The following is a 25,554-nucleotide window of genomic DNA, read 5'->3' as shown; positions in this document are numbered from 1 at the left end:
ATCGACCAACTGGATACAAAACTGGACTAAAAGTATACGTTAATTCATACATTTTCGTAAACGCGATCGCAAACGTACTTCTGGCACAGTATTAAATATTGCAATGTTGTTAATCAATAGCGATTGTGGTGGTACTAACGCAAAATATGCTGCCAATGCATTGAACTAAGTATATGTGTGTTTCTTTTTTTGAGCCAATTGACGTAGCGTTTCAGTAACAAGGAAATAAATTTGCAGGGAATTGTCGGGGGTAATTTGCGAAACTTGACTTCAACACCTTCTGGCTTCTGTGCTGAACCACTTGCACAAGGCGAGGTAGTCACAGCAAAAGGTAAGTTTTTCTTTATTAAGGATAAAAAGTTTTTTCTTAAAGGAGTTAGTTACGGCCCTTTCTCCATTGGTAGCCACGGTGAATCTTTTCCAGAAAAATCAGTTGTGGAAAAAGATTTCGCCATGATGGCAGAAATGGGGGCTAACTGTGTGCGTACCTATACTGTTCCACCTGATTGGCTGTTGGATCTAGCTGCAATCTCTGGTCTGAGGCTGTTAATTGGTATACCTTGGTCTCAGCATATTGCCTTCCTTAACTCTTCTGCTCTAAAAGCAGAAATCCGTAACTGCATTGTTCAAGGAGTTAAAGTTTGCCGGAATCATCCCGCTACCTTTGCCTATTTGGTGGGCAATGAAATTCCTCCAGATATTGTCCGATGGCATGGAGCAAAACCAGTTCGAGCTTTTATTAAAGAGTTAATGGCGGTAGCAAAAGACAGCGATCCCGAAGGTTTGGTGAGTTATGCCAATTACCCCTCTACAGAGTATTTAAATATTGACTTTACTGATTTCTCATGCTTCAACGTTTACTTGCATCGGGAAACAGATTTTCGCCGCTACCTCTCACGACTCCATAACCTAGCCGAGGATAAACCTCTAGTGCTGAGTGAGTTTGGCGTTGACTCAATGCGTGAAGGAACCCAAGCCCAAGCCGAAATTCTCTCTCAAAAGCTGTCCTCTAGTTTTGAGATGGGAGCAGCCGGGACAATAATATTTTCTTGGACGGATGAATGGTTTACCGGCGGATATGCCATACAGGACTGGGCTTTTGGTCTAGTTGACGCCGAACGGCTCAAAAAGCCTGCCTTTGAGACAGTTCAGCAGTATTACACAGCGCCTCTACCGCCAGCGCTACCTGAGTATCCTAAAGTCTCAGTGATTGTCTGCGCTTACAATGCTGAACGCACGATGGATAGTTGTCTAGCTTCTCTTAAAGAACTCAACTATCCCAACTATGAAGTCATTGTAGTTAATGATGGATCGAGCGATCGCACTTTAGAAATTACTCAGCGTTACGACTATGTACGGCTAATTAGCCAAGAAAATAAAGGATTAAGCGTCGCCCGCAACGTTGGTATGACCGCCGCAACTGGCGAAATTGTGGCCTATACAGATTCTGATTGTATGGCAGATCCAGACTGGCTCACCTATCTGGTCGCCAATCTCTCCTCTGGTGTAGCTGCCGTAGGCGGGCCAAATTTATCTCCCCCGGAAGACTCTCTTGTTCCCGCCTGCGTTGCTGTCTCTCCCGGCGTACCTACCCACATACTTTTGAGTGATGAAGTAGCCGAACATATTGCTGGCTGTAACATGGCTTTTCGTCGGGAGGTTCTACAAGAAATTAACGGCTTCAACCCGATATTTCGTACTGCTGGGGATGATGTCGATATCTGCTGGCGACTGCAAGATCGAGGTTACACCATTGGTTTTAGCCCAACGGCAATCGTATGGCATTTTCGCCGAAATACAGTAGCAGCCTATCTCAAACAGCAGCAAGGTTATGGCAAGGCAGAAGCGCTCGTTTATTTTCAGCATCCCTACCGCTTTAACCTTCTGGGACAGCCTTCTTGGTTGGGGAGAATCTACGGGGATTTATCAACATTTCTTCGTATTGGTCAACCAGTTATCTACTCTGGGGTGTTTGGTCGCGGTCTGTTTCAAACCTTGTACGAGCCTTCCTCGTCTCTGATTTCTTACCTGCCACTGACACTGGAGTGGAATGTCGCAGCTTTTATCCTCTTGGTGTCTGCGCTTTTATCTGGCGATCGCCCCTGGTTGGGTGCAGCAATGTTCCTCATCTCTTTTACCTGGTGTGTAGCTGGTGCTATACAAGCGCGGATTGACTCTCGTTTTCTCAAAAGAAGGGCACGGTTGCTGGTGGCGCTACTGATTTACCTGGGGCCAATTGTACGTAGTATAGAGCGCTATAAATGGCGAATCAAAGAACTTAAGAAAGCCGAGCCGATAAAGTTTGATGAACTGTAAATAAAAATAGAAGCATTAAAAAAAATGACTCAAACACTAACTCAAGCAGATTTAATTCAATTTGATTCGCCAGCGCACAAAGTAAATATTTCCTGGCGCGATCGCGCCTATGAGTTGTCCTATTGGACAGAAGCAGGAATCGAGAAGGAGAACCTGCTACAAAAGGTAATGGATTTACTCGTGCCTTGCAAGTATTTCATTGCGATGGATCGAGGCTGGAGCGACTGGGATTTAGAGATTTATCAGGGGATTTGGTCAAAAATTCAGCTGAAAGTATGTGCTGAAAATCATGGAGGTAACAAAAGAGTTTTGCGGGTGCGGTGTGCCTTGAGAATGTCACAGTTAGCCATGATGGCGATGGTTGGCTATTGTCTCTTGGCAATTGTGGCGATCGTTCTGGAAATGCCGGAAGTAGCAAAACTTACAATTGTACTAAGTATATTAAACACCATTGTCATCTTATATCAGAACTTCCAGTTGGGACGTATTCTTTACCAAGTACTGGAGATTGTTGCCAAAAGAGTTTACTTGCTGCCAATACAAACCACCAACAACCAGTCTGTCGCAGAAAGTGTAATATTACAGCCATGACAAACGTCTTGGTACTCCAGTAAGCAAATGACCAGACGAGAGGTAAATCTGCAAGTGAGGCAAGAGATCGAATTAATAATGCATCGATACGGGCAGATGCTCCGATATCCGCTGCGCCAGTGGCGTACCTTAATCGCAATCCTCGGTCTCACGGCTGGCACTTGTGCCACCGCCACACTTCAACCTTGGCCAATGAAAATCTTGGTGGATTATGCTTTCGGCCAGGCAGTCATCCCCCCGCCGGTTCGCTCATTCCTGGAGACTTTTAACTTGGTGCTCACACCAGCGTTGCTGGTTGTTGTCGCCGCTGTTTGTAGCCTTGGACTTTATGCTTTAAACGCTACCTTGGAAACTAGCCTTAGCTGGGCCTGGAGCGCTGCTGGGCAAGGTATGGTCTACGAACTTGCCCAAAGACTGTTCTATCGTTTGCAACGCCTTTCACTGCTGTTCCATAGCCAACGGACTGTGGGTGATTCCCTCAGCCGTCTAGCCGGAGATACCTATTGCGTTTATACCTTAAGCGGTGCTTTGCTGATTTCACCTGTGCAATACCTGTTGACGCTAGCAACTATTAGCCTCGTCGCCTGGAATCTGAGTCCTTTACTAACGCTGCTTTCGCTTTTCGTAGCCCCAATAATGGGTGGTTCAGCCCTTGTTTTTGGTTCCCGACTCAAGCGCCGGACAAAACTTAACCGTGAAGCCCAGTCCCGCCTCACCAGTTTTGTCCACCAAACGGTAACAGCAATCCCGATGATTCAGGCATTTGGTAGAGAGAGTTACAATACCCAGCAGTTTGAGCATTTAGCGGCAGACGCAGTTGTTCTCTCACAACGCGAAACTCTGCTCAAGAGTGTTTACGGTGTGGCCAATGGTACTGTGACAACGATTGGTACTGCGATCGTTCTGTATGTGGGCGGACAGCAGGTGTTATTGGGGGCTATGAGTATCGGTAGCTTGCTTGTCTTTTTAGCATACCTACAATCTATACAAGGAGCATTTAAGGGTCTATTTGGCATCTACGGGAGCCTGAAGTCTGTAGATGCCAATATAGATAGAGTGTTAGAGGTTTTGGATGCTGAAGATGGAGTGCAGGATGCCCCTGGTGCTAGACCATTGCCAGCTCGTCCAACAGGAGGACGCGGACACGTATGTTTAGAGAAAGTTAGCTTCGGTTACGAACCGAACTATCCCGTCCTCCAAGAAATTACCCTAGAAGCGCGATCGGGAGAAACGATCGCACTGGTAGGCGCGACAGGTGCTGGTAAGAGTACGCTGGTTTCTCTGATTCCCCGCTTTTTTGACCCCTGGCAGGGACGAGTCCTCTTTGATGGGGTGGATGTCCGAGATGTGCAACTCAAAAGCTTGCGCGAGCGAATTGCCCTGGTGCTGCAAGAGCCGTTTTTACTGCCGCTCTCGGTGGCAGAGAACATTGCCTACGGATGTCCAGAAGCAAGCCTAGAGAAGATTGTCGCAGCAGCCAAAGCGGCTAAGGCAGACGACTTCATCCAACAGTTGCCCCAAGGGTATGATACCCCAATCGGTGAAAGAGGAGCGCTCCTCTCTGGAGGACAGAGACAGCGACTAGCGATCGCCCGCGCCCTGCTCAAGGATGCACCAGTACTGATTCTCGATGAACCCACTTCTGCCCTGGATGCCCAGACTGAGAATTTACTCCTAGAAGCTTTAGATCGCCTGATCGAAGGCCGGACTACATTTATCATTGCCCATCGACTTTCCACGATTCAACGAGCAGATCGGATTGTAGTTCTGGAGCAGGGAAAGGTTGTGGAAATGGGAACGCATCAAGAGTTGCTGGCTATCGGTGGTTTCTACCAGCGTTTGCACTCCTTGCAGTTTTCCAAACCGCCGCAGGAGGCCGTTCTATGAAACTGTGGTGGCTGCGACTGGCGCGTTACGCCCTGGTTCGTTGGCGCAAACTCACCTTTGTCATGCTGCTAATGCTGATTAATGTCGGGCTAAATGTACTCAAACCCTGGCCTTTGAAGTTGATCGTTGATTGCGTCTTGAACAATCAATCGCTACCAAATAACGTTGTTTGGCTCAAAACCTTGCCTGGTAGTGAATCCGATATGCAGTTGCTCGGTTGGTTAGCAGCTGCCACAATCGTTTTATTTTTATCCAGTGAGGGAGTTCGGCTGATACAGGAATATGTTGGAGCTGGTGTTGGCAGCCAGATGGTTTATGACTTGGGAGCAGCACTATTCGATCGCTTACAGCATCTTTCTTTGAGATTCCACAACCAACAGCGCGCCGGCGATCTGGTCAGGCGAGTAATGACTGACAGCATCTGTATTCAGAATCTGGCAATGGGGGTTTTTCTGCCCGTGCTTACTTCTCTGGTGAATTTGGTCGCAATGTTCGGCGTGATGTGGCAGATTAATCAACTGCTTTCACTGCTCTCGCTGACGATCGCTCCTTTAATAGTCTTACTAATTTGGGTCTTTAACCAGCCCATGACTGAACGAACCTATCAGTATCAACAATTTGAAGGTGAGATCGTCGCACTCAGCGAGCAAACCTTGACAGCAATACCGATTATTCAAGCATTCGGACGTGAAGCATACGAAGATCAGCGCTTTCGCTACCTGTCTCAAAAAGCCCTGCAAGCTTATGTACGCTCTATCCTTGCCCAAATGCAATTCAAAGTTGGGGTGGGTGGCGTAACCGCAGTTGGAACAGCAGCAATCATGGCTTATGGTGGCTTCCAGGTTTTGGATGGATCGCTCTCAATTGGTTCTTTACTGGTCTTCCTCTCTTATCTCGCCTCCTTGTACGTGCCGATGGCAACTCTAGCTTATATGTCGTCGAGTTTTGCGGCGGCAGCTGCTAGCGCTAGGAGAGTGTTAGAGGTTTTGGATGCTCAAGATGGTGTGCAGGATGCTCCTAATGTTAGACCATTGCCAGTTCGTCCAGTCGGAGGACGCGGACACGTATGTTTAGAGAAAGTCACCTTCGGTTACGAACCGAACTATCCCGTCCTTCAAGAAATTTCCCTAGAAGCGCGACCGGGAGAAACGATCGCACTCGTAGGCGCAACGGGTGCTGGCAAAACTACCCTAGTCTCCCTGATTCTCCGGTTTTTTGATCCTTGGCAGGGACGAGTCCTCTTTGATGGGGTGGATGTCCAAAGCGTGCCAGTCAAAAACTTGCGCGAGCAGATTGCCCTGGTACTACAAGAGCCGTTTTTACTGCCGATAACTATTGCTGAGAACATTGCCTATGGCTGCTTTAATGCTAGCTGGGAAGCGATCGTCAAAGCCGCTCAAGTTGCCAATGCTGACAGCTTTATTCAACGATTACCTCAAGGTTATGACACGGTAATTGGTGAACGCGGAGCGACACTTTCAGGAGGCGAGAAACAACGGTTAGCGATCGCCCGCGCCCTGCTCAAGGATGCTCCAGTGCTAATTCTGGATGAACCCACCTCCGCCCTAGATGCTCAAACAGAGTTTCTGCTGCTGGAGGCATTAGAGCGACTGATGGCAGGACGGACTACGTTTATCATTGCCCATCGCCTCTCAACAATTCAACGAGCTGACCGAATCGTAGTTTTGGATCGGGGGAAAGTAGTAGAGATGGGAACTCACGAGGAGTTGCTAGCGGTAAATGGCTATTACAAGAAGCTGTATAAATTACACTTCGGCTCAACTCAACCATGCGATCTGCGATCGTGAATTCGCAAACAGGTGGTTAGAAAACTAGCAAGATTTCTGTTTAAAGAGTTTGATCCATGAAGTATTGCATTGTTAATGGAGATGATTTTGGTGCTAGTCAAGGAATTAACTGTGGCATTGTTGAAGCCCACTGTAAGGGAGTCCTAACTAGCACGAGCTTAATGGTGAATATGCCAGCGAGTGAGGAAGCAGCTATCTTAAGCCGTAAACTACCCGAACTGAGCGTTGGTTTGCATATAAATATCACAACCGAGGATGGAGAATTAGCACTCGATCTCACGACTTCGGATCGATGCCGTGCCGAACTAAATCGCCAATTGGAACGCTTTCAAGAGCTAACAGGGCGTCTACCGACTCATCTTGACTCGCATCATAACATCCATCGCTCTCCTCAATTACTGCCCCACTTCCTTAATTTGGCGCAGCAATATCGATTGCCACTAAGAGAACACTCTCCGGTTCGTTATTTCCCCAGCTTTTATGGGCAATGGGATGGAGAGACGCACCTGGAGCAGATTAGTGTGGAAAATTTAGTCCAAATGCTAGAAACCGAAGTTCAGGAAGGGTTTACTGAATTGAGCTGCCATCCAGGTTACGTCGATCCAGAGTTTTCATCAACCTATGCGATCGAGCGAGAAACGGAATTACAAACGCTTTGCAGCCCAATCATCAGAAGCAAGCTCACAGAACTCCAGATCCAACTTATAGGCTTTCGAGAACTCGCCAATTTTCTAGCAAACCTATCAGCTTAGTTGGGAGGGAAGTATTATGTCTGTCGTTGTCATCTCCCCATCAAACGTCGTGACCTTTCCAGAAGGAGGGGGTCATTTCTGGGTTTATATGCAATATGTGCAGGGGCTGCGCCAGTTGGGATGTGAGGTGTATTGGCTAGAGCGCTTCCACAGCAGCGGCGATCGAGAGCAGGATAAACTTATGCTTTCTACGTTTTATCAACGTATGGAACGCTATGGACTGAGTGGAAAGGTCATCCTTTATTCAGACCAGAACGCGATATCGGATCGTGGCAGCGAGTATGAATACGTCGGAGTTTGGTCATCAAAGGCACAGGCAATCTTTCGGCAAGCAGACCTTTTACTAAATTTTTACTATGGTATTCATCCAGCTTTGCTTTCATGTTTTCGACGGACTGCTTTAATAGATATCGATCCAGGTTTATTACAATTTTGGATAACAGTTGGACAGCTCGTCGTACCCCCACACGATTATTACTTTAGTACTGGTGAAACTGTCGGCACACCTAGCGCTAAGTTTTCGGATTGTGGTTTGACTTGGATGCGAATTCGACCACCAGTATGTCTTGAATTGTGGCCATACGTTTACAATCCCAACAGTGAAGCATTTACGACTGTCTCCGGTTGGTGGGGCAATGGTGGCAAAGGGGAATGGATTACGGACGGGCAGGATATCTGCTACGAGAACAACAAGCGAGTTTCCTTCATGCAATTTGTGGAACTACCGCGCTTAACCGACCAAGTGCTTGAGCTGGCGCTGTGCCTGGGTGAGGGAGACGTGGAAGATGACCAAAGCAGAAAAGAGCAAAGCTGGCAAGCTAACAATACCGTACCGTCTGATGTTACTGATTATAAAGGAGACGCAGAGGATCGAGAAGTGCTGGAGAGCTATGGTTGGCGGGTGGGTCATGCCTACAAAATGGCTAGCAGTCCAGATAGGTATCAATCTTACATCCAAATGTCGCGAGGAGAGTTTAGTTGCGCTAAACCTTCATGCATGAAGTTTCAAAATGCCTGGATTAGCGATCGCACCCTCTGCTATTTAGCAAGCGGGAAACCTGTTGTTGTTCAACATACTGGATCGAGTTCCTTTCTACCCGATGGCGAGGGGATGTTCCGGTTCTCGACGCTTAGTGAAGCAGCTGATGCTTTAGCAACAATAAATACCAATTATGAAAAGCACTGTCGAGCAGCAAGGGAAATTGCTGAAACATATTTTGAAGCTAAACAAACTTTGAATGGCATCCTCAACTATGCTCTTAAATTTCAACGATCGATGGAGTGAACCCAATGATCCTTTCTTTTGACTATCCGCCTGCTAATCGGGGAATAGTCGTCGTCTGGGGAATGCTAGCATCCTTCCCATTTGGAGGCATGACTTGGCAAGTGCTCCACTATCTAGCAGGCTTGCGGCGATTAGGTTTCGATGTCTGGTACGTCGAGGATACTGATAGCGAACTATTAGATCCCATTACCTTCTGCTGGCATACATCAGAATATTCAGCAAATGTGCGCTATCTTGCCCAATACATGGATAGTATCGGTTTGGGCGATCGTTGGATTTTCCGTCCTCCAGGAGTGCGAGATGCAACCCTGGGAGCACGTGACTTAATGGGATTGGCAAAATTATACAAGGAAGCGGATGCAGTCATCAATCTATGTGGATACCATCCCCTACGTAGTGAGCACGACGATATAGCCTGTCTTATATATTTACAAACCGATCCGATGGTCGATCAGATTAAAGTAGCTGAGAATGACGCTCAAAAGATTGAGCAACTTGATGCTTACAATTACTTATTCACCTATGGCGAGAATCTTGGAGCGCCCGACTGTCTTGTACCCGTCGATCGATACCAGTGGCATCCGACGCGACCGCCAGTTTGCCTCGATTGGTGGTTTACCGATAGTCCACCAATTTTGGACTCAGCTCTGACAACTATCTCAAACTGGGAGCATTGGGACAATGATATCCTTTGGCAGGGGGAGAAGTATTACTGGCGCAAAGACCGAGAATTCCGGCGTTTCATAGACCTTCCAACAAAATCTTTGCTACCGCTTGAGCTTGCTCTTGAAGGTATTAATGCTCAAGAGGAAGCTGAAATGATTAATCACGGTTGGCGGATTGTTTGTGCTAGGGCATTATCCGATCCGATCGCCTATCGTAACTATATTTGTGCCTCTCTAGGCGAGTTCACCGTGACAAAGGATCAGTATGTTCGTCCTCGCACTGGCTGGTTCAGCGATCGCTCTGTCTGCTATTTAGCGGCAGGTCGTCCTGTCATAACACAAGAAACAGGATTTAGCAAGTTCTTGCCTACAGGGAAGGGATTATTTGCATTCAACACTATGGAAGATATTCTCGCGGCAGTGGACGCGATCGAAAGCGACTACCAAGGCAATTGTCGGGCAGCTCGTGAAATTGCCTCAGAGTACTTTGCCGCAGAGAAAGTGATTGGCAGTCTCATGGAACGAGCGGGGTTCTAAGCATGGCACGCATTGTTGTTTGCGGATATATGATTCGACATCCAGTCGCTGGCAATCTCTTAGCCTACTTTCATTATGTTTTAGGGTTACATCATTTGGGACATGAAATCTTATACCTGGAGGAAAGCGGCTGGGCTGGGTCTTGCTATAACCCCATCGCCCACAATTACACTGATGACCCAGGCTTTGGACTTCACGCAGTCCAAACGCTAATACATAGTTATGGCGTGAATGCAACAGTCTGCTATGTAAATCGGGATACAGGAGATGTCTACGGTGCAGATTGGCAAGAAATAAAGCAGATGCTCAAGACGGCGGATCTGCTATTAAATATCGGTGGAGTTTGCTGGTTATCTGAATTTATTTTATGCAAACACCGAGTATTAATCGATATGGACCCATTCTTTACCCAGATTGGGACGTTCGCTGCCGAGGGTCGTAACGATTATCACGCCTACTTTAGTTATGGCGTTAATATTGGACAACCCGATTGCGGCATACCGAGTGATGGAATTGAATGGCTCCCTACCGTACCGCCTGTTGTACCAGAGATATGGAAAAGTTCGATACTTATTCCCGAAGATAGTGGCGCAGAACGCGCAGATTTACCATTCACGACAATTGCTAATTGGAATGCTTATGGAGGTGTGACTTACAAAGGTGAGGATTATGGGCAGAAAGATCGAGAATTCATGCGTTTGCTGGAACTCCCTAGCCACTGTTCGCAGAAACTCGAACTCGCTCTTGCTGGCAAGGACGCAGAAATAGCAGAGGTTACGAAATCTTTAAAGGCAGCAGGTTGGTTAGTTCGAGATGGCAAGGAAATTAGCGCTAGTCTGTCAATCTACATAACTTATCTGACTGGCTCCCGTGGAGAATTTAGCGTTGCCAAACAAGCTTATGTCAAAACCCGTAGCGGTTGGTTTAGCGATCGCAGTGTTTGTTATCTCGCTGCTGGTCGTCCCGCCATCTTACAAGATACCGGATTTAGCGATTGGCTGCCGACGGGGCAAGGTGTGTTGGCGTTTTCATCTTTGGAGGAAGCGGTAGATTGCATCGAGCGCGTCAATACAAATTATCTAGCTCACTGTCAGGCAGCAAGGGAATTAGCCGAACAATTCTTTAGTTACAAAGTGGTGCTACCTCGACTACTGGAAACAGTTTTAAGCACGCATCTATCTCAATTTCGAGTCTGACTGCCTCTGGAGAAGGAAAAATCATCAGCTAATAAATCTAATGAAAACATATAACAAATTTAAAATAGGATGATTATTATTTTTGCTAGTGCTATTGGTCGGTTTCCCATAGGAGGCAACGCCTGGTCTGACCTGCAATACCTCCTGGGTCTGCGTGCGCTTGGGCATGATATCTTCTACTTAGAAGAATGCGGGTTAGAGTCGTGGGTTTATAACTGGCAGACTGAAGAATTCACAACCGAGTTAGACTATCCCAGCAATTATGTGACAAACTGCCTGGAACCGCTTGGCTTTGCAAACCAATGGATTTACCGCGCTGGCTCTCGCTCAATAGGGATGGCAGTTGACGAGTTTAACGATGTTTGTTCCCAAGCTGATTTAATGATTGTTCGTGGCTCTCCACTTTCTGTTTGGAGAGATGAGTATGGATGGCCGCAGCGCCGCATCTACATTGACGCCGATCCAGGTTTTACGCAGATTAAGATTGCTAGCGGTAATTCGGAATTAGTAGAGACAATTGAACGTTGCGATCGCCTCTTCACGATTGGGCAACGCATTGGTGCTGAGGACTGTCTTATTCCCACAAACGGTAGGCATTGGCAAAAGACATTACCTCCAGTAGCACTGCCTTACTGGCCAGTAATTGAAGACAATCATACCACTCACTTCAGTTCGATTATGCAGTGGCACAGTTATCGAGAGGTGGTATACGAAGGAGTCACCTACGGCAATAAGGATAAAGAGTTCTTAAAATTTATAGATATACCGCAACTCACCAAACAGCAATTTCGGATTGCTTTAAGCGGTGGCTTTCCCGATCAACTATCACAGTATGGCTGGGAAGTGATTCCCGGATGGATTGCCTCCTTTACACCAGAATCTTACCAGAAATTTGTCCAAGCATCCCGCGCTGAGTTTGGAGTCGCAAAACAGGGTTATGTTGCTACCAAAGGTGGCTGGTTTAGCGATCGCAGCGTTTGTTATCTCGCTTCCGGTAAGCCAATTCTAGTTCAAGACACAGGTTTAAGCGATTGGTTGCCGATCGAAGAAGGGATTTTAACTTTTTGCGACCAACAGGAGGCAGTCAAAGGTGTAGAAGCCATCAACGCTGACTATGAGCGACACAAGTATGCAGCACGCAGGTTAGCAGAGGAATATTTTGACTCAGATAAAGTTCTTTCGTCTCTGCTAGAGGCGGCAATGAATTAACTGTCATTGAGTATAGGAGATATATTATGTCAACAGTAACTATCGGATTCTTTCCTCGCGAACAATTTACCTTAGCAGCTGAATCTTTACAGCGAATTTTCAACTACACCCACATCCCGTTTAACCTGATTGTAGTAAACTGCAATACTCCAAAAGTGTATTGGCAGCAGATGGAACAGGTATTAGAAGGTCGCAGTAATGTCAAAGTCATTTACAAAGATTGTTATTTGCAGCCCAACCAATTAAGAAACTTGGTAATTCAGGAAGCTAACGATGATTTTTTGTGCTTCGTTGAGAATGATGTTCTTGTTGAGGAAGGTTGGTTATCCCATCTGATCGCCGCTTGCGAAGAACAACCAGCTGATGTAGCTGTGCCCCGGATTATTGAGGGGCCTTTAGGAGCAACAAACGTTCATTGGGACCCAAACCAGGGTCAGGTTCGGTCAGTACAAACAGCCGACGGCGTTAAATGGGAAGTCCTTCCAGCCACGAGCGAGCAGCAACTCGATCGCGGAACTCATCGCCGGACAATACAGTTAGCTGGAGAGGCTCACTGTCGGCTCTACCGTCGAAGTGTTTTTGATCGAGTCTCTCCTTTCGATGAAGATGTTATTTTTCTAGATCATTTCGATTCTAGTTTGGCTTTATATAATGCCAAAATTCCAGTTGTCTTTGAGCCGAAATCTGTTGTTCATTTCTGGCACCCTTATCCTCCTCATCCAGAAGACCTCGATTATTTTTTCATGAGATGGGATCTTGAACAATCCGCCAAGAGCCTCGAGCGTATTCAAAAAAAATGGAACTTGGTTTCACTGTACGGAGACTTAAGTTTTGCCATAGAGCGGAATCACATTGGTCATCTGTACGAGGTAAGAGAAAAACTCAAAACTCTGATATCGCCACAGGAATCTTTTATCTTGGTCGATGAAGACCGCCTGAACGGTAACGAAATCATCAAAGGTTTTCAAACAATCCCCTTTACTGAACGCGATGGTTGGTATTGGGGACGTCCAGTAGATGACGACACAGCTATTCGAGAATTCGATCGCCTATACCAAACTGGTGCTAGTGCGATCGTTTTCTTGTGGCACACCTTTTGGTGGCTGGAATACTACACCGGATTTGATGAATATTTACGGCAAAAGTTTCCCTGTGTATTACAAAATGACCATCTGATTGTATTTGACCTACGCTCATGAACAAGCCTCTAGCCAGTATTATCATCACCAACTACAACTATGAACGTTTTCTGAAGGAGGCAATTGATAGCGCTCTCAATCAAAACTATCAGCCTTTAGAAGTGATTGTGGTTGATGATGGTTCAACAGACGACTCACAGCAAATCATTACCAATTATGGGGAAGAGATTATCCCTCTGCTAAAAGAAAATGGCGGACAGGGTTCTGCATTCAACGTCGGTTTTGCCGCAAGCCGTGGTGAGGTTGTCTGTTTTTTAGATGCAGATGATGTTTTGCTGCCTGATGCGATCGCCAGAGCCGTTGAACTGCTGGGCGATCCGAATATAGTACAGGTACACTGGCCTTTATCCGCAATAGATGCTGATGGTAAGCCATTGGGAAAATTGATTCCCGATCGACCTCTGCCAGAAGGAGATTTACGCGAGGCGCATCTCCAAGGTAGCATTGAAAGCTATGTCTTCTCACCCACGAGCGGCAATGCCTGGTCGCGTAGCTATTTAGAGAAAATTTTTCCCCTGCACGATATTTACTACTCTCTTAACGCTGATGCGTACTTAACTTTTTTGTCTCCTTTTTTCGGTAGCATCAAGCGCATTGCTGAGTACCAAGCCCTATATCGGATTCATGGTGATAATGGCACTAGCAAGCTTACTTATAGTTGGCAACTTAGCCAATATCACAATCATATAAAAGCTTTGTGCGAGTCTTTACACAAGCACGACATTCAAATCGAAGATGCTTTTGAGCGTTGGAAGGGTTCTGAGTATGAGTTTATCCAACGTCTGGGCGCGTTGGAGCCGGAACTAACTCCCTTAATTCCAATCGGGCAAGGGTACATTTTAGTTGACATGAACGAATGGGGATCTGGTCAGCTTCTGGACAAATGCCAATCAATTCCCTTTCTAGAAAAAGATGGGATGTATTGGGGAGCGCCAAAAGATGATGCCATTGCCATTAAGGAGTTTGAACGACTGTACCGGAAAGGAGCAAGTTTCATCGTGTTTGGATGGCCAGCTTTCTGGTGGTTTGATTATTATGCTGAGTTCGCTTGCTATTTACGTACTAAGTTTCGCTGTGTTTTAGATAATGAGCGCTTGGTTGTCTTTGATTTACGTATGTCTGTTTAATTTTATAGCACAAGCCTTCGTGGTTAGGACATTAACAGATGATAAAACTTAGACACAACAAGACTTTTCACCCAATCCCCAGCGATGCACTGAGCTTGTCGAAGTGTCACCAGTCCCCAGTCCCTTGCTATATTTAAAAATTTTTAGTTAAAAAGGCGGTAATTATAAAAACATGGCACTTCAAACCAAAGTTAGCATTGTAATTCCAACTTACAATCGCTCGGAGTTATTAAAAACTAGCTTGCAGAGCGCATTGGCACAAGACTATCCAGATTTTCAAGTTCTTGTCTTAGATAATGCTTCTAGCGATGATACAGAGGCAGTTGTATGTTCATTTGCGGATTCGCGCATCACTTATATACGCAACGAAACGAATATTGGAATGTTTCGCAATTGGCAGCGAGCTATTGAGGTAAATTCTAGTCCCTATCTAGCTCTCTTGTCGGACGATGACATTCTGCTGCCCAACTTCATCCATGAATCTGTCTTAGCATTAGACAACCATCCAGATGCTGGTTTTTCAGTTGCGCAAGCTGAAATTATCGACACTAATGGTGTTCCAGTGCATATGACAGGCAGAGAGCTTTCAGATAACTTTCCAGAAGGGTCAATTCATGGTCTAGAGTTCATCCACCAAATTGCTGATGGGCGGAAATGGATTTTGCTATGTTCAGCGATCGTGTTTCGCGCTAATGCGCTGGCAATGGTTGGGGGAATCGACGCACCGCACTCGAAGTATATGCTTGATTTGAACTTATACTTACGTATGGCGGCGCAATTCGATCTCTTCTTTATTGCTAAACAACTAGCCCAAGTCCGATATCACATTGAACAAGATTCCCAAATTAATTTTAGTTTTGGAGGAACAGGCCCACTTGGTGTGATCGCAGAACGTACTGATGCGATCGCTTATTTGTTAAAGTCGCCACGTGCAGAGGATGCATCTTATCGTCAGTGGCTAGCAGAGCGCCTGTTGCATATAAGTATGCGTCGCAGTCAGTTCACGTCTGAATTGATACCTGAACTTAATTTGAGCTGGTCAGAACGCCTACAAATTGCGATGCAGGAAATTACATCTGTGATTCCCGCCGGGAAGCGTTTGATTTTGGTCGATGAAAATCAATTGGGCTGCGAGATTCTGCCGCAATTCGATGCCCTGCCCTTTTTAGAACATGAGGGTCACTACTGGGGAGCGCCCCTAAATGACGAGATCGCCATCCGGGAACTGGAACGAATGCGTCAAGCAGGAGCAAGTTTTATGCTCATCGCCTGGCCCGCTTTCTGGTGGCTTGATTATTACTCTGGTCTACGAAATTATCTCAGTTCAAATTTTTGCCGCGTTTTGGACAACAGTCGCCTTATCGTGTTCGATCTCTCGCTATGAGATTCTTCAACCAACATTAATCTGCGGTGAAAGCCTCACTTGCAATCAACTGCAAACTCACTGGATCGAGTTGTCATGAACTGGAAATATGAAAAAGCTAAATTTAATATCCCAAGTCGATGGCTAGCCTGGTCAGGAGTTTTGGCTTTAGCTGGTGCTGGCGGTTGGCTAACCTACTTTTTAGCTCTAAATCAACCTCCCGAACCATTAGCAGTACGCTTGTTAACCGTGGAGCGAGGTAATGTTGAAACCACAATCAATGAGAGCGGTACTGTTGAGTTACGGGAACAGCGAATCTTGAAGTCCCCAAAAGAGGGTGCGGTAGAACAAGTCATGGTAAAACCTGGTGAGAGGGTAAAACTTGGTCAAGTGCTGCTGACCCTGCGCTACCCCGAACGAAAAGTTGCTCTTACCAATCAGCAATTACAAATTCAACAAGAGCAACTCAACCTAGCACGTAGTCGCGAGAAAATTATTGAAGCTCAAGAACGATTAACAGCCGAAGAAAAACAACTCCAGAGGCTTGCTCCCTTGGTGCGAGAGGGAGCTATTGCCCAAGAACAAGCCAAAACGCAGGAAGATACTGTACGCGTTGCTCGCGCTAGCCTGCGAGATAGTCAAGCAGAGGCACGTACAACCGCTCTCAAAATTCAGACTTTGCAATTGGAGCGCCAACTTATTCAGCAGCAACTCCAAGATAATATTGTGACTGCACCATTGAATGGCGTAGTCTTGGGTGTGAATGTAGAAAATGGTGATGGGGTCGAGTTGCGTACCAATCTGCTCACTTTGGGCGATCCCAGAAAAGTTTTAGTGAAACTCCAGCTTTCTACCCTCAACGCTGCTCAAGTTCGCGTCAACCAACTTGCCCGCATTAATGCGATCGGGCCGAATGCAAGGAGATTCTCTGGACGCGTAAAAAGCTTGTATCCTCAAGCACTCAGCCCTGAAGCCCAAAAACAAGATGGTAGTAGTTCAAAACAATCAGAGCAACCAACAGTACCCGCAACGGTTGAGCTTGATAGCCCGACTCGCACACTGCTCCCTGGTAGCAGGGTAAATGTCGAGGTTGTGTTGCAGCAACGGCAGAACGTAGTAGTTTTGAAGACAGAGGCAATTGTGCGATCGCAACCACACCCGTTTGTATGGGTTCTAGATAGCCAAAATCATGCTCAAAAACGCACCATTAATCTAGGATTGGAAGGGTTAATGAATGTAGAAGTAACCTCTGGTTTGCATCCCGGCGAACAAGTTATACTGCCCCCCGTTGAGTCGGAACTCAAGCCAGGAACGCCAGTTAAGGCAGGGGAGCAGGGGAGCAGGGGAGCAGAGGAGAAGTTGCAGTAAATTTTTCCTCTTTGCCCCTCTGCCTCTCTGCCCCTCTGCCCAATCCCCAAGCTAGAGCAAAGCAACTATTATGGCTCTTTCAGGTTTTGACTTATTAAATATTACCTTTCACTCTTTAGGTAGAAACCCCTTGCGTTCTGCTCTGACTACTCTGGGGGTATTTATGGGTGTGGCTGCTGTCAGCGCTACACTTCAGGTTGGTAATATTAGCCGAGATGCGATCGCTCAACAATTAGCAAAACGAGGCGCGCCTCAAGTTTCAGTTTATCCAAATTGGGATTCTGGTGGTGAAGCTACCCAACTCAAGTTGGAAGATATGGAATTCTTACGACAGCGAATGGTAGGTTTGCAAGCGATCAGTTCTTTTAATTGGGCTGGTTCTACACCAACTATATTTCGGGACAAGGAATTTATTCCAACCTTGTCACCTGTTTCTCAAGATTTTTTGTTGACTTCAGGGATATCTTTAGTATCAGGACGGTTTTTCACATCAGAAGATTTTGCCAACTACCGCCCGGTAATTGTAATCGATCGATTGCTGGCAGAACAACTTTTTCAAAAGCAAGAACCTGTAGGGCAGCTGATTTATGCTGGAGACAGACCCTATATCGTGATCGGGGTGGTAGAAACTAGTTTAAATGAAAATGCACCTCCGGCGGGTCAACTGTATGTGCCGATGTCTATTTACAACGCTTCGACTGGTAGCCGCGACATTGGGAGCATCCAAATGCGCCCTTATGCACTTGCAGATGTGGAAGAGTTAAGCCACCAAGCAGAGGAGTTACTGTTACAAAGATTTCCAGGTTACAAATTTAAATTTTGGAATAATGTATCAGATATTATACAGCAGCAGAAAACTCTAGAGATGGCTTCTCAAGGTCTAACAGCAGTAGGAGCGATCGCGCTCTTGGTTGGCGGTGTTGGAATTGCGAATATTATGATTGCCTCTGTAAATGAACGAACTGCTGAAATAGGTTTGAGACGGGCTATAGGTGCAACCCAACGCGAAATCATGCTGCAATTTATTTTAGAGGCGATGCTTTTAAGTCTAATAGGAGGAACAGCGGCTCTAGGAGTAGTGCATGGATTGACTGTTGTAATTACCGATACCTTTAGCTTGCCCTATAAGTTTGATAGCAGAATTGCAGTGCTAGCAGTGGGTTCAGCGCTACTGGTGGGGGTGGGAGCTAGTTTGCTTCCCGCCGTGCGTGCTAGCCAGATCGATCCAGTAAAAGCCTTGCGCTCATAAGTTTTTTTCTACATTTTGAGGCAGGAAGTATATTGAGTAGAGTGTAGCCAGATACAATTCTTCTTAGGGACTTCCAAAAAATAAAACATTCCATTTAAAATAATGATAATCATTATTATAGGGGAGAAAGTGGCAGCCGATGGCTGCCGCTTTCTCCCCTCCTTTTTGTAGTAAATTCAGTAATAATGATAGGACTTACGCATCGTACATAAGTACTAAACACAATTTGGGTATTTTAGCCATGTTTTGCATCCAGCGATCGCAAATGTCGGAATAAATCAGGGTTATCTGAAGCCTCTGAAAAGACTAAATACCGTAGTACACGTTTTGGTTGATTTGTATAGTGCGTAAGTCCTAAATGATTGAATTTTCTGCCAAAAGATTAGTTTTCTGGAACAATTTATTCTTTGGAAGTCCCTTATTCATCAACTCGCGTAGACGGCGAATATTATCCGCTTTTACAGTTAGTAGAGTCGGGTTTAAGTAAGTCAGCGTAAATAAATATTGTTGGCATAAGACAAAAGCAGAGAGCTTTTAGCAGGGGGAGAATGAGTTTGAGCGTTATTTACTTTTATTTACACAGTTTGGTTTTATTGTACCGACTTGCTTATTTGCACTGTTTTCTAATAGTTATTTCAAATAATCCTCGGCCTTCTTTTTGGCGATAATCACTGTTTTAAATACGTTTTTTTCAACACTAAAAACAAAACCTGGTGCTACATTCCGTAGCACATCATATCTATTAAAATTTGTTTAAATATGGAGTTGTAGCATGATTCATGCAAGTATAAATCTTATGAGTTTATACCTTAAAAAAGACTCAAACCATCTATTTACTATTTGGAAAAACTTATGCTGTTGAGTAAAGCTTTATTACTAGGCTGTATAGCGTGTTCAATAGGTTTTACTACTCCGGTCTTCGCTGTGAGTATTAACAAATCTTTAGATGTACAACAAGGTTACAATTTCCAGCCAAATACCTATAAACCTCTTGGGTTTATTAAGACATTAAGCATTGGTGATTTAGCTCTAGTCGCAGATCAATACGTAATCGATCCCACCAGTCGCCCAAGTCCTGGCGGAACCGGGATATATAATTACCCTGTTGTAGCAGTGCTTAGTAATGTTCAATGGGATGGTTCGCCAGTGGGAGATATATTCCTTACAGGGCGTATTTCGACCCCAAATAAGGCGCAGTTAGCTTTGTTGATGGGAGTAATCGGTAAAAAGGTGGTAGCAATTTCCTTTGCTACTTATGAATACAGTACTACCACTAAAACTTACTATCCTAGTTTTGCTTCTTATCAAGGCAGTCGTCCAAGCTATATTAATCCTCCTACTACAACTAATGTAATATATGGCTTGGCAAAAACGTTTACTGTAAATACCCTCCCTAGCACTGATGTTCTCGGCGCCCCAAACTATGTATTTAATATAACTTTATCTCCGACAGTAAGTTCAAGCCCGCAAGTATTCAAAATCCAAACTTCTCCCACTTCGACACAGTTTCAACCGTGGGGATTACCCCAAGCTTCTATCCAACCAACTGAGCTTTATGCGGGAGAATTAGACCTAAGTAAAATTTTTAGTATGACATTCTAAATGACGTTTTTAATGATCGCTATGGGGATTTTTTCACAAAGAGATATGTAACTTTTGTGGGCTGATGCGAGAAATTGGGTCGTCTTTGCACTCAAAATTATTCATTAATTTGCGATCGCTAATCTCGGTTAAATAATTCCGATTAATCTGTGTTAAATCGTTGTCAGCTGTGAATCGCAGGGTCTACAGTCTAACGATGAAAATAAACCGTCATGGTCGCGCCAGGGTTCTAACACAGCAAGAGATACAGCTAATTTTTAGCGATGGCTTAAACAACGGGCGCGATGCCTACGGCGGGCTACGCCTACGCGCTTTGTTCGGTGTCTGCCTGTTTAGTCCTGTAGAATCCGTGAATGCTGTACGCGACAAACTCAAGATATCTACACACCCAAGGGTAACGTTAGACCGCAGTTTGTCATCAGAAAGTCAAACACTAACCCTCGGAATGATTATCATTCTTATAGCCTGTATATTTTATTTTCTGGAAGTCCCTTACTTTAATCTCATGCTTTTAAAGGTGGGTTACTCCTGCCTTTTGACTCCTGCCCCAGCAAAAACTGCCTTCTACCCTCTGTTATAAAGACTCTAACTGATGCTAATCTAAGATTGTAGAACCAAATCCAATAAAAACTTTTGTTTTTGACAGTTTTCTTTTTTGAACAATAGTAATATAAGTCGTGGATAAAGTCTTTAACAATTAAGACTTGGTTATGATTTAAGTAAGTTCTAGAGAACTTAGTTAGTTTTTTAACAGGAGAAGTAGGGTGCTTAACAACCTTCATCAGTTATTATCTCCCCGGAAGTGGGGAATTCCCCTCGCGGGCTTAGGCTTACTTCTCGGTTTGGGCCTTATATCCAAGCAAACTCAAGTAACATCATTTACAGATTCTCGATTATCATCGGCTCAGATTCACAAAACCTCGGAAAACTCTCTTTTATCGCAGCTCAGAAAAGTTCGAGATCAAAGAAGTCAACTGAATGCGGCTTCTGGAGACGGAAAAACAGTACCTACAACCACAGCGCTGCTTCCAGACGATGGGGGAACTACAAAAAGCGCCAGAGTTTTACCAAAAGGAAGTTTTCCTGTAAAAGATGGGATTTACCTTTATGGTCAATCCCCAAAGCCAAACCAGCTTGGTCAAGGTTATATCATATTTCAAAAGCAGCAAGACAAGGTAAAGGGTGCGTTGTATATGCCCCAATCAGAGTTAAATTGCTTTCAGGGTACAATCAACCCATCAGGAGAGTTGGCGATGACGGTTAATACTTCGTCAAATGAAGCCAGTTCTGAACAATCGAATCAGGTAGCTACAAGCAATAGACTGCCCAAGGTTGGTGAGGATGAGTCAAATTCTTATGCTTACTCTTTGGCTCTGCAAGACTTTTATCGGTTAAATTCGATCGCAGCTAGCGATCGCCGCACGTTACAAATGTGTAAGTAATCTCCAATGTCTTGATTATGTCCTTTTGGACTAGACACACTCAAGCAGCCCTGAGTGTGTTATTAAGCAATCTCCAGTAGTTTTCTAGAACTTTTTTGCCACCCGTTAAAATCGTTGACCTGTAGTTAGCTCAAATCTAAGTTCACCTCGATCGCTAATTCCGAAATCACCTCGAATCAGTCCAAAGGATGACTTGACGCGCAATCCTAAGCCGTAACCAAAGCCACTTCCGGGTTTATCTCGTAGCACTCCTGGTTCTCCTAGCACGGTTTCGCTAGACCCGAAATCTGAGGCGAAGTCAGTAAAAACAACTCCTCCGATTGAGTAAGAAATTGGGAAACGATATTCCACAGAAGCTAAACCATAACTCCGACCACTGGCAACTTTTCCATAACCATAACCCCTGACAGAATTTAGTCCACCAATATTAAAAGCATCAGCTGGTGGAAAGTCTCCCAGAATCGTACCAATTTGGAAATTAATCGCCAACATTTCTGGATTGTCAGTTGGTCTACCATTACCGATCCAACTGACTGGTAAATACTGAATATAATCTCCCCGTAGGCGGTTGCTAGAAATATTACCCAGTCCAATCGGAATTGCTTGTTCTGTGCTGAGAGTGAGAATCGATCCTTGAGTCGGATTTTCTCGGCGATCGCGTTGATCTTTGGATACAGAAAATAATACTGTATATAAGTCATCAATGCCAGTACCGCTAAGAGATAAAGGACTCCCTAATCTATCTACCTGTGTAACGTTATAGTCGCGATCGCGTAAGCTAATTCTGGTATAGTTCAAACTTATAGCTGCATCCCACCGATCAAAAGATTTTAAAACTCCTACAGAACCGCCAAACCTTCCCTCGCGTACTTTGTCACCGTTAGACAATCTGATATCGTCGTTGAAAGTTCCCGATGTATTACGAGTACGAAAAGCTCTGATGCTGTAGCCTAAGCGGTTTGGTTCTTGAGGACGATAACGACTAATGAACTGACCATTAAATTGGACATCTTGACCGCTGATTTGTACAATTGTATCTAATTTATCGTTAACACCGCTGATATTTTCATCTCTATAACCTACCCGACCGTATAATCCAACATCGTCGTTATTACCGCCTCCGAAAATTAGAGAAGGGAAATTACGCTCTTTGATTTCATAAATGAGATTAACGCTATTGGCATCTTCTTGGCGATAAACATTGACTTCATTAAATGACTCTAATCTCCGCAATCGTTGCAAGTCTGCTTCTAGTAAATCTTCACGAAATACCTCACCAGGTTTGAGTTTCAGCAGACCAATGATAAAATCTTTTCGGGTACGTCCTTTGATCGGCTGACCTTTTTCATCGAGTAATCGATCTTTGTTGTTAACAAAACGAATCTGGATATCTTTGACAATTCTTTGAGAAATTTGGGAAAACTCGGCAGACTGGTTATCTACTGGAGTTAATCCGATATAGTCACCATATTTTGCATATCCTCCCTCTATTTCCAAAGTTGGTTTTGTTGCCACAATACTACTAGGACTATCTTCAGTAGAAGATTGCGAGTCTGCAACGGCCTCTAGATTTTCTCCAGCTATTAAGATGAATGCGATCGCAACTACAGCTATTTGAATATACATAAATAAAGCTTTGTCATTACCCACATTTTGGCAACAGTTAAATATTTGATAAGTAATCAAGCGGACATGATATCAAAGCTTCCTTTCTTCAGTGACTAATGTCAAGCTAACCCATTCGCCTTTCTCGTTGTAGCTGCGAATCATCCGTTGGCGAAGGTTTGGCTGGATTAACCACCCCACTTCCAGAAAAAATGGTTGGCGTAACTGCACCTTGACAGGTGAAGTTGCAGAAGCGCCATCTGGTAAAAACAATACTTGCACCTGCTTTTGTGGGTCTTGGTCAAAGAGAACAATCGGGCCTTTGATAGTAGCAGTTGAGGTAATTGTGCGATCGCTAAAAGAGGTACTTTGAATTAATCGCCCAGCATCATCAAGTTGTAATTTGAAGATTGTAGAGTAAGTATCAGGCGAATCTCCTTCGGAGACGCTACGCGAACGCAAATCTGGATATATTGTCACTGCTTGGCCTTGCCATTCTCCCAACAAATCATTTATCTGTAAAGTTGGACGTTCATCTGCTGGGGTTCCAGCTAGATGTTCTCGAATTAAAATTAATTCCTTTAGCTGACCGGTAGTATCAAACAGTTGTACCAGACGCAAGCGGCGATTTTCATGAACAAAAGCGAGTTCTCCACCAAATTCGGAAAATGGCCCTAGCTGAATTAAACCTTCAGAAAATGAACCATTTTCAAAAAACAGCAGACCCCCTCCCACGGTATTAAAGTCTCTGATTATATCTTGCCCCGAACGGCTCAGAGTTAGGCGCACTTTCTGGCTATTGTTCAAATGTTCTAGGGAAAGACGGCTAGGAGTATCGTTCAAAAGTGTTCCTTGGGGAGAAAAATTAGTAAATGAACCTTCCCAAACACCGAGATTCTGCAAAAAACATTCCCATTGTGATTTCATAGTTATTTTGTCATTTGTCATTGGTCATTTGTCATTGGTCATTGGTCATTTGTCATTTGTCATTTGTCATTGGTCATTTGTTATTTGTCATTTGTCATTGGTCATTTGATTAGCCTTGTTAAGTTGATATATAGGTTTAATTTCATATTCGTTCAAGCAAAACTTCAGTTATTCTTTTAAAATCTTGGAAATTTCGAGTTTAGAGGTCGAAGTTCTGAGTTCAGAAGTCAAAATTCTGAGTTCCGAGGTCGAAGTTCCAAGTTCAAAGGACAAATGACCAATGACAAAGGACAAAGGACAAATGACCAATGACCAATGACTATCCTTTAGCAAAACGTCGGACAGCAAATAAGCTCCCCATTAATCCTACACCTGCACCGAAACTCAAAAGAATCAGAGGCAATAATAAAATTTCTGCTGGAGTGAGTTGCACTCTGTTGGTGATGACTTGGATAAACTCAGGTTGATTGACTAGCAACTTACCGAGAAACTGTTGAATCACAGAAATGAAACTCCAAGCGATCGCACCACCAACCAAACCAAAGGCAATTCCTTGTAAAATAAACGGGAGGTAAATCCAAACAGAAGTTGCTCCCACTAGTTGCATAATTTCAATTTCCTGGCGACGCGCCATGACAATCAGCCTAATTGTGGTGGTAGTCACTGCGATCGCTGTTAAAGTCAGAATCATCGTAATTGTTAAAGTAATCCAGTTCAGACCCCGATGCAACTGGGCAATGCGTTTAACTGCTTCATCCACATACTGCACCGTCTCAACTCCTCGTAATTTAGCCAACTGTGTTGCTAAGGTTGGTACAACTTGAGAATTACGTGCTTTCACCTTCATCTCATCAACCAGAGGATTCTCACCTAGCTGCTGGGTAGCACCCTCAATATCAGAAATTCTCATTTCCTTAACTAACTTAGTCCAAGCTTGTTCTTTGGTAATGGTTTTTATCGTCGCTACCTCTGGCATTTTAGCGATTAGTGGCTCAATACTTTCCATCCGTGTATCCGGTTCCAGATAAACTGATACTTCTAGCTGGCTACCAAACTGATAAAGAAGTTTTTCGACTTGCCAAGAGGTTTGCAGACTCAAGCCGAATAAAAACAGTAACACCGTCACAGTACTGACAGCGGCCCAATTCATCCAACCTCCCCGCAATAAACCGAGGAAAGTTTCTTTCAGCAGATAATCAAGTTTCGTGAAAGATTTAAACACACATCACCTCAAAATTTGAACTTAACGCCAAAGCAATAAGTTCAGCTTTTGCGTCTTTGCGTCAACAACACCACTATTTATAGTCAATGGTGCAAAGTTTGCCAATATATCAGCTTTTATCTATTGCTATTTCCTTCTTCTGTCCTCCTGCTGTCTTGACCATTCACCCGATCCTTCATGCTATTTGCCACAGATATACTCACT

Annotated in this window: 20 protein-coding genes; 17 read left to right on the top strand and 3 right to left on the bottom strand. The window is 44.6% G+C overall.

Annotation, left to right across the window (positions count from 1 at the left end; all coding sequences use genetic code 11):
• Positions 1-264: 264 nt before the first annotated feature.
• The 17 genes from RMZ42_RS16905 (at position 265) to RMZ42_RS16825 (ending at position 21,596) form a co-directional block, all read left to right on the top strand.
• Positions 265-2,316: a glycosyltransferase gene (locus RMZ42_RS16905; protein WP_322672469.1), complete on the top strand. Its 2,052-nt coding sequence runs from the start codon at positions 265-267 to the stop codon at positions 2,314-2,316.
• Positions 2,317-2,340: 24 nt separating this feature from the next.
• The gene (locus RMZ42_RS16900; protein ID WP_322672468.1) at positions 2,341-2,907 is read left to right on the top strand and encodes a hypothetical protein; all 567 of its coding nucleotides are present in this window, start codon (positions 2,341-2,343) and stop codon (positions 2,905-2,907) included.
• Between the two features lie 96 nt (positions 2,908-3,003).
• On the top strand, positions 3,004-4,794 hold the full coding sequence (locus tag RMZ42_RS16895; RefSeq protein ID WP_322672467.1) for an ABC transporter ATP-binding protein: 1,791 nt from the start codon (positions 3,004-3,006) through the stop codon (positions 4,792-4,794).
• Entirely contained in the window at positions 4,791-6,602 is a 1,812-nt protein-coding gene (locus RMZ42_RS16890) for an ABC transporter ATP-binding protein (RefSeq protein WP_322672466.1), read from the top strand. Before RMZ42_RS16895 ends, RMZ42_RS16890 begins: the two co-directional genes overlap by 4 nt.
• A gap of 56 nt (positions 6,603-6,658) precedes the next feature.
• The gene (locus RMZ42_RS16885; RefSeq protein WP_322672465.1) at positions 6,659-7,354 is read left to right on the top strand and encodes a carbohydrate deacetylase; all 696 of its coding nucleotides are present in this window, start codon (positions 6,659-6,661) and stop codon (positions 7,352-7,354) included.
• Positions 7,355-7,370: 16 nt separating this feature from the next.
• Positions 7,371-8,639: a hypothetical protein gene (locus RMZ42_RS16880; protein ID WP_322672464.1), complete on the top strand. Its 1,269-nt coding sequence runs from the start codon at positions 7,371-7,373 to the stop codon at positions 8,637-8,639.
• A gap of 5 nt (positions 8,640-8,644) precedes the next feature.
• The gene (locus RMZ42_RS16875; protein ID WP_322672463.1) at positions 8,645-9,841 is read left to right on the top strand and encodes a hypothetical protein; all 1,197 of its coding nucleotides are present in this window, start codon (positions 8,645-8,647) and stop codon (positions 9,839-9,841) included.
• Between the two features lie 2 nt (positions 9,842-9,843).
• A complete protein-coding gene (locus tag RMZ42_RS16870; RefSeq protein ID WP_322672462.1) occupies positions 9,844-11,037 on the top strand; it encodes a hypothetical protein in 1,194 nt (397 codons plus the stop codon).
• A 69-nt stretch (positions 11,038-11,106) separates the two neighbouring features.
• Positions 11,107-12,246 carry a glycosyltransferase family 1 protein gene (locus RMZ42_RS16865; RefSeq protein WP_322672461.1) on the top strand — a complete coding sequence of 380 codons (1,140 nt, stop codon included), beginning with the start codon at positions 11,107-11,109 and terminating at the stop codon, positions 12,244-12,246.
• A 26-nt stretch (positions 12,247-12,272) separates the two neighbouring features.
• Positions 12,273-13,445, top strand: coding sequence for a glycosyltransferase family 2 protein (locus RMZ42_RS16860; protein ID WP_322672460.1), 1,173 nt, complete (start codon positions 12,273-12,275; stop codon positions 13,443-13,445).
• Entirely contained in the window at positions 13,442-14,572 is a 1,131-nt protein-coding gene (locus RMZ42_RS16855; RefSeq protein ID WP_322672459.1) for a glycosyltransferase family 2 protein, read from the top strand. Before RMZ42_RS16860 ends, RMZ42_RS16855 begins: the two co-directional genes overlap by 4 nt.
• Before the next feature lie 172 nt (positions 14,573-14,744).
• On the top strand, positions 14,745-15,956 hold the full coding sequence (locus RMZ42_RS16850) for a glycosyltransferase family 2 protein (RefSeq protein ID WP_322672458.1): 1,212 nt from the start codon (positions 14,745-14,747) through the stop codon (positions 15,954-15,956).
• A 75-nt stretch (positions 15,957-16,031) separates the two neighbouring features.
• Positions 16,032-17,303 carry an efflux RND transporter periplasmic adaptor subunit gene (locus RMZ42_RS16845; protein ID WP_322672457.1) on the top strand — a complete coding sequence of 424 codons (1,272 nt, stop codon included), beginning with the start codon at positions 16,032-16,034 and terminating at the stop codon, positions 17,301-17,303.
• Positions 17,304-17,373: 70 nt separating this feature from the next.
• Positions 17,374-18,552 carry an ABC transporter permease gene (locus tag RMZ42_RS16840; RefSeq protein ID WP_322672456.1) on the top strand — a complete coding sequence of 393 codons (1,179 nt, stop codon included), beginning with the start codon at positions 17,374-17,376 and terminating at the stop codon, positions 18,550-18,552.
• 924 nt (positions 18,553-19,476) lie between these two features.
• Positions 19,477-20,154, top strand: a complete 678-nt coding sequence (locus RMZ42_RS16835) for a hypothetical protein (protein WP_322672455.1) — start codon at positions 19,477-19,479, stop codon at positions 20,152-20,154.
• Positions 20,155-20,350: 196 nt separating this feature from the next.
• Positions 20,351-20,734 carry a hypothetical protein gene (locus RMZ42_RS16830; RefSeq protein ID WP_322672454.1) on the top strand — a complete coding sequence of 128 codons (384 nt, stop codon included), beginning with the start codon at positions 20,351-20,353 and terminating at the stop codon, positions 20,732-20,734.
• A 184-nt stretch (positions 20,735-20,918) separates the two neighbouring features.
• Complete coding sequence (locus tag RMZ42_RS16825; RefSeq protein WP_322672453.1) at positions 20,919-21,596, top strand: hypothetical protein; 678 nt, start codon at positions 20,919-20,921, stop codon at positions 21,594-21,596.
• A 105-nt stretch (positions 21,597-21,701) separates the two neighbouring features.
• On the opposite strand, the gene RMZ42_RS16820 is transcribed toward RMZ42_RS16825, so the two are convergent.
• From RMZ42_RS16820 to RMZ42_RS16810, 3 genes are all read right to left on the bottom strand, one after another.
• Positions 21,702-23,222: a BamA/TamA family outer membrane protein gene (locus RMZ42_RS16820; RefSeq protein WP_322672452.1), complete on the bottom strand. Its 1,521-nt coding sequence runs from the start codon at positions 23,220-23,222 to the stop codon at positions 21,702-21,704.
• A gap of 72 nt (positions 23,223-23,294) precedes the next feature.
• Positions 23,295-24,128 (bottom strand): DUF3598 family protein, encoded by an 834-nt coding sequence (locus RMZ42_RS16815; protein WP_322672451.1) that lies wholly within the window; start codon positions 24,126-24,128, stop codon positions 23,295-23,297.
• Positions 24,129-24,447: 319 nt separating this feature from the next.
• Positions 24,448-25,350: an ABC transporter permease gene (locus RMZ42_RS16810; protein WP_322672450.1), complete on the bottom strand. Its 903-nt coding sequence runs from the start codon at positions 25,348-25,350 to the stop codon at positions 24,448-24,450.
• Between the last annotated feature and the right edge of the window lie 204 nt (positions 25,351-25,554).

It is taken from the genome of Nostoc sp. DedQUE05 (assembly GCF_034530955.1).
GTDB lineage: Bacteria > Cyanobacteriota > Cyanobacteriia > Cyanobacteriales > Nostocaceae > Nostoc.
The sequence above is the reverse complement of the archived record's forward strand: the minus strand, read 5'-3'. Positions and strand labels throughout refer to the sequence as shown.